Genomic DNA, 4824 nt, shown 5'->3' with positions numbered 1-4824 from the left:
ACCTCCGACGTGGGCCAGCACCAGATGTTCGCGGCGCAGTACTACCGCTTCAACAAGCCAAACCGTTGGATCAACTCCGGCGGCCTGGGCACCATGGGCTTCGGCTTCCCGGCGGCGATGGGCGTCAAGCTCAACTTCCCGGACCAGGACGTGGCCTGCGTGACTGGCGAAGGCAGCATCCAGATGAACATCCAGGAGCTGTCCACCTGCATGCAGTACGGCCTGCCGGTGAAGATCGTCAACCTGAACAACGGTGTGTTGGGCATGGTCCGCCAGTGGCAGGACATGGCTTACAACGGTCGTCACTCGCACTCGTACGTCGAGTCGTTGCCTGACTTCATCAAGCTGGCCGAGGCCTATGGCCATGTGGGCATCCGCATCACCAGCCTGAAGGACCTCAAGCCGAAGCTGGAAGAAGCGTTTGCGATGAAGGACCGCCTGGTGTTCATCGACATCGCGGTTGACCGCAGTGAGCACGTCTATCCGATGCAGATCAAGGACGGCTCGATGCGTGACATGTGGCTGAGCAAGACGGAGCGTACCTGATATGCGGCACATCATTTCCCTGCTGCTGGAAAACGAACCAGGTGCGTTGTCCCGTGTGGTCGGCCTGTTCTCCCAGCGCAACTACAACATTGAAAGCCTGACCGTGGCGCCGACCGAAGACCCGACCCTGTCGCGTCTGACGCTGACCACCGTTGGCCATGACGAAGTGATCGAACAGATCACCAAGAACCTGAACAAGCTGGTCGAAGTGGTCAAGCTTGTCGACCTGTCGGAAAGCGCCCACATCGAGCGCGAACTGATGCTGGTCAAGGTCAAGGCCACCGGTGCCCAGCGTGCCGAGATCAAGCGCACCACGGATATCTTCCGTGGCCAGATCGTCGACGTGACCGCCAGCGTGTACACCGTACAACTGAGCGGTACCAGCGACAAACTGGACAGCTTCATCCAGGCGATCGGCACTGCATCGATTCTCGAAACCGTGCGCAGCGGCGTTACCGGCATTGCCCGTGGCGACAAAGTGCTCAGCATCTAAATTCAAAAATTAGCGATGGCTCCGCAGGGGCCGAGATATAACCAGGGGTATTTTCATGAAAGTTTTCTACGATAAAGACTGCGACCTTTCCATCATCCAGGGCAAGAAAGTCGCCATCATCGGTTATGGCTCCCAGGGCCACGCTCAGGCGTGCAACCTGAAGGACTCCGGTGTAGACGTTACCGTCGGTCTGCGTAAAGGTTCGGCTACCGTTGCCAAGGCTGAAGCCCACGGCCTGAAAGTTGCTGACGTTGCTACCGCTGTCGCTGCGGCTGACCTGGTCATGATCCTGACCCCAGACGAGTTCCAGGGCGCTCTGTACAAGAACGAGATCGAGCCGAACATCAAGAAGGGCGCTACCCTGGCCTTCTCCCACGGCTTCTCGATCCACTACAACCAGGTTGTTCCGCGTGCCGACCTCGACGTGATCATGATCGCGCCGAAAGCCCCGGGCCACACCGTTCGCTCCGAGTTCGTCAAAGGCGGCGGCATCCCTGACCTGATCGCTATCTACCAGGACGCTTCGGGCAACGCCAAGAACGTCGCACTGTCCTACGCTTCGGGCGTGGGCGGCGGCCGCACCGGCATCATCGAAACCACCTTCAAGGACGAGACCGAAACCGACCTGTTCGGTGAGCAGGCTGTTCTGTGCGGCGGTACCGTCGAACTGGTCAAAGCCGGTTTCGAAACCCTGGTCGAAGCTGGCTACGCGCCAGAAATGGCCTACTTCGAGTGCCTGCACGAGCTGAAGCTGATCGTAGACCTCATGTACGAAGGCGGCATCGCCAACATGAACTACTCGATCTCCAACAACGCCGAATACGGTGAGTACGTCACTGGCCCGGAAGTCATCAACGAAGAATCCCGCAAGGCCATGCGCAACGCTCTGAAGCGCATCCAGGACGGCGAGTACGCGAAGATGTTCATCTCCGAAGGTGCTACCAACTACCCATCGATGACCGCCAAGCGTCGCAACAACGCCGCTCACGGCATCGAAATCATCGGCGAGCAGCTGCGCTCGATGATGCCTTGGATCTCGGCTAACAAAATCGTCGACAAGACCAAGAACTAAGTCTTATCGAAAGATGAAAAACGCGGCTTCGGCCGCGTTTTTTCGTTCTGGCAGCCCGCTTCTGGTATAAAGCAGACCAGTGGCCTGCTGTCAGAACCTGTTTCGCGGGCCCGTGTCGAACATTTTCCATCCTGTTGCAAGGTACCCTCCATGAGCGAACGTCCCGAAGAGCCGAACAAGCCCTCCGACGCCGAAAGCCTGCTACCTGTCGATGAGCACGTTGAAGAAGGGCATGACGCCGAAGGCCGCAAGGTGCGCCACCGCGGCATCTACCTGTTGCCCAACCTGTTCACCACCGCCAACCTGTTTGCCGGCTTCTATTCCATCATCAGCTCGATGAGCGCACAGAGTGCCCTGAGTGCCGGTGACCCACGCGAGGCGAGCAAGTACTTCGCCTTTGCCGCCATCGCCATTTTCGTGGCCATGGTGCTCGATGGCCTGGACGGCCGTGTTGCGCGCATGACCAATACTCAGAGTGCCTTCGGTGCCGAGTATGACTCGCTGTCTGACATGGTCGCCTTCGGTGTGGCCCCGGCCTTGCTGGCCTTTGGTTGGGCGCTCGGTGACATGGGCAAGGTTGGCTGGATGGTCGCCTTCATCTATGTAGCCGGTGCCGCGTTGCGCCTGGCGCGCTTCAACACCCAGGTCGGTACTGCCGACAAACGCTACTTCATCGGTTTGGCCAGCCCGGCTGCCGCGGGTGTGGTGGCGGGTACCGTATGGGCGTTCAGCGACTACGGAATCCAGGGGTCCAAGCTGTCTTTCCTGGTGGCGCTGCTGGTGGCTGCTGCCGGTATGCTGATGGTCAGTAATATCAAGTACAACAGCTTCAAGGAGCTGGACCTCAAAGGGCGTGTGCCGTTCGTGGCGATTCTGGCCGTGGTGCTGGTATTTGCCGTGGTATTCAGCGACCCGCCACGCATCCTGCTGCTGATCTTCCTCGCCTACGCGGCATCGGGGCCGATCCAGTTCCTGCTGAAGGCGCGCCGGCGCAAAGCGTGAAAATCGCTTAACGCTGGAATAACCTTCCGGCTCCATAGTCTTACGGGTACATCCGTTACTCAGTGCTATGGAGCCGCCCATGCTCATCAAGCTTCCCAGGTCTTCCGAGTGCAAGGCGTCGGAGATTACCCCCGAAGGCCTCTATCTTTCCCGTCGTACCCTGCTGGGTGGCTCATTGGCCGGCTTGGCGCTGGGCGCGCTGCCGGGCGGGGTGGGGGCTGCGGAAGTTTCGCGTTATGCCGATGTGCAGGCCGGCACCGGGCCGGCCTGGTTCACTGACAAGCTTGCCGCCACGCGCTGGCAGGCGGTGACGGTGAACAATGAGGTGATCACGCCATTCAAAGACGCCACCCACTACAACAACTTTTACGAGTTCGGTCCCGACAAGGGTGACCCGGCTGCCAATGGCGACAGCCTTAAGACCGAGCCGTGGTCGATTGTGGTGGATGGTGAGGTGGGCAAGCCCGGGCGCTATGCACTGGAAGACTTCGTCAAACCTTACCAGCTTGAAGAGCGGATTTACCGTCTGCGTTGCGTAGAGGCGTGGTCGATGGTCATTCCCTGGCTGGGGTTTCCGCTCGCGCAGGTGCTCAAGCAGGTCGAGCCGACTTCCAAGGCGCGTTATGTGCGCTTTGAGACCTTGAAGGATCCCGAACACATGCCGGGGCAGCGTTCAGGGTTTGCCCTGATCGACTGGCCCTATAGAGAAGGTTTGCGTCTGGATGAAGCAATGCACCCATTGGCTATCCTGGCGGTGGGCATGTATGGACGGGAGTTGCCCAACCAGAACGGCGCGCCGCTGCGGTTGGTGGTGCCATGGAAATATGGTTTCAAGAGCATCAAGTCGATCGTGCGTATCAGCCTGGTGGCCGAGCAGCCTGGCACTACCTGGGAAGGGTTGGCGCCGGATGAATATGGTTTCTATGCCAATGTGAATCCGACTGTCGATCACCCGCGCTGGAGCCAGGCGCGCGAACGACGGTTGCCCAGCGGGTTGTTCAGCCCCAATGTGCGGGAGACGCAAATGTTCAATGGCTACGCTGATGAGGTTGCGTCGCTGTATACCGGGCTCGATCTGCGGAAGAACTATTGATGCGCTATCCCTGGTTTCGCCTGGCCATCTTCGTTGTGGGGTGCCTGTTCCCGGCATGGTGGTTATATGAGGCAGCGATGAGCCTGCTGGGGCCTGATCCCGGGAAGATCATGATGGACCGCCTTGGGCTTGGGGCGCTCACCTTCCTGCTGGTGACCTTGTGCATGACCCCGTTGCAGAAGCTGACGGGGTGGTCGGGGTGGATCGTAGTGCGTCGGCAGCTGGGGTTATGGGTGTTTGCTTATATAGTGCTGCACATCCTGGCCTACCTGTTCTTTATCCTGGGGCTGGATTGGGGGCAGTTGGCGGTGGAGCTGCGCAAGCGGCCCTACATCATTGTGGGCGCGTTGGGCTTCCTTGGGTTACTGGTGCTGGCGATTACCTCGAACCGCTATAGCCAGCGGCGGTTGGGGGCGCGGTGGAAGAAGCTGCACAGGTTGGTGTATGCGGTGCTTGGGTTGGGGTTGCTGCATTTTCTGTGGATTGTGCGCTCGGATCTGAGGGAGTGGTCGATCTACGCGCTTATTGGTGCTGTGCTGATGGTGCTGCGTATACCGGCTGTAGCGCGTGGTCTTCCCAGGGTTGCCCGTGCGCGAGGCAGGGCAGTCTGAAATATTG

General features: G+C 59.4%; 6 protein-coding genes. All 6 read left to right on the top strand.

The annotated features are described in order from the left end of the window. On the top strand, positions 1–546 hold a 546-nt coding region (locus APH42_RS28480), incomplete at its 5' end, for a thiamine pyrophosphate-dependent enzyme (RefSeq protein WP_256217852.1). A 1-nt stretch (position 547) separates the two neighbouring features. Next, the gene (gene ilvN / locus APH42_RS28475; RefSeq protein ID WP_003250040.1) at positions 548–1039 is read left to right on the top strand and encodes an acetolactate synthase small subunit; all 492 of its coding nucleotides are present in this window, start codon (positions 548–550) and stop codon (positions 1037–1039) included. Positions 1040–1094: 55 nt separating this feature from the next. Further along, on the top strand, positions 1095–2111 hold the full coding sequence (gene ilvC / locus APH42_RS28470) for a ketol-acid reductoisomerase (RefSeq protein ID WP_003250043.1): 1017 nt from the start codon (positions 1095–1097) through the stop codon (positions 2109–2111). Positions 2112–2261: 150 nt separating this feature from the next. After that, the gene (gene pssA / locus APH42_RS28465) at positions 2262–3113 is read left to right on the top strand and encodes a CDP-diacylglycerol--serine O-phosphatidyltransferase (RefSeq protein ID WP_003250045.1); all 852 of its coding nucleotides are present in this window, start codon (positions 2262–2264) and stop codon (positions 3111–3113) included. A gap of 79 nt (positions 3114–3192) precedes the next feature. After that, positions 3193–4206 (top strand): protein-methionine-sulfoxide reductase catalytic subunit MsrP, encoded by a 1014-nt coding sequence (msrP, locus tag APH42_RS28460; protein WP_012274210.1) that lies wholly within the window; start codon positions 3193–3195, stop codon positions 4204–4206. Further along, entirely contained in the window at positions 4206–4817 is a 612-nt protein-coding gene (gene msrQ / locus APH42_RS28455) for a protein-methionine-sulfoxide reductase heme-binding subunit MsrQ (RefSeq protein ID WP_012274209.1), read from the top strand. The genes msrP and msrQ overlap by 1 nt, the downstream gene beginning before the upstream one ends. The last annotated feature ends 7 nt before the right edge of the window (positions 4818–4824 follow it).

Origin of the sequence: Pseudomonas sp. NBRC 111140 (genome assembly GCF_001320885.1) — a bacterium.
Classification (GTDB): domain Bacteria; phylum Pseudomonadota; class Gammaproteobacteria; order Pseudomonadales; family Pseudomonadaceae; genus Aquipseudomonas; species Aquipseudomonas putida_P.
Note: the sequence above shows the minus strand (reverse complement) of the source record. Positions and strands in the feature narration are given on the sequence as shown.

Coding starts and splice junctions, on each gene's coding strand:
- ilvN (WP_003250040.1), top strand. CDS start 548: ATGCGGCACATCATTTCCCTGCTGCTGGAAAACGAACCAGGTGCGTTG.
- ilvC (WP_003250043.1), top strand. CDS start 1,095: ATGAAAGTTTTCTACGATAAAGACTGCGACCTTTCCATCATCCAGGGC.
- pssA (WP_003250045.1), top strand. CDS start 2,262: ATGAGCGAACGTCCCGAAGAGCCGAACAAGCCCTCCGACGCCGAAAGC.
- msrP (WP_012274210.1), top strand. CDS start 3,193: ATGCTCATCAAGCTTCCCAGGTCTTCCGAGTGCAAGGCGTCGGAGATT.
- msrQ (WP_012274209.1), top strand. CDS start 4,206: ATGCGCTATCCCTGGTTTCGCCTGGCCATCTTCGTTGTGGGGTGCCTG.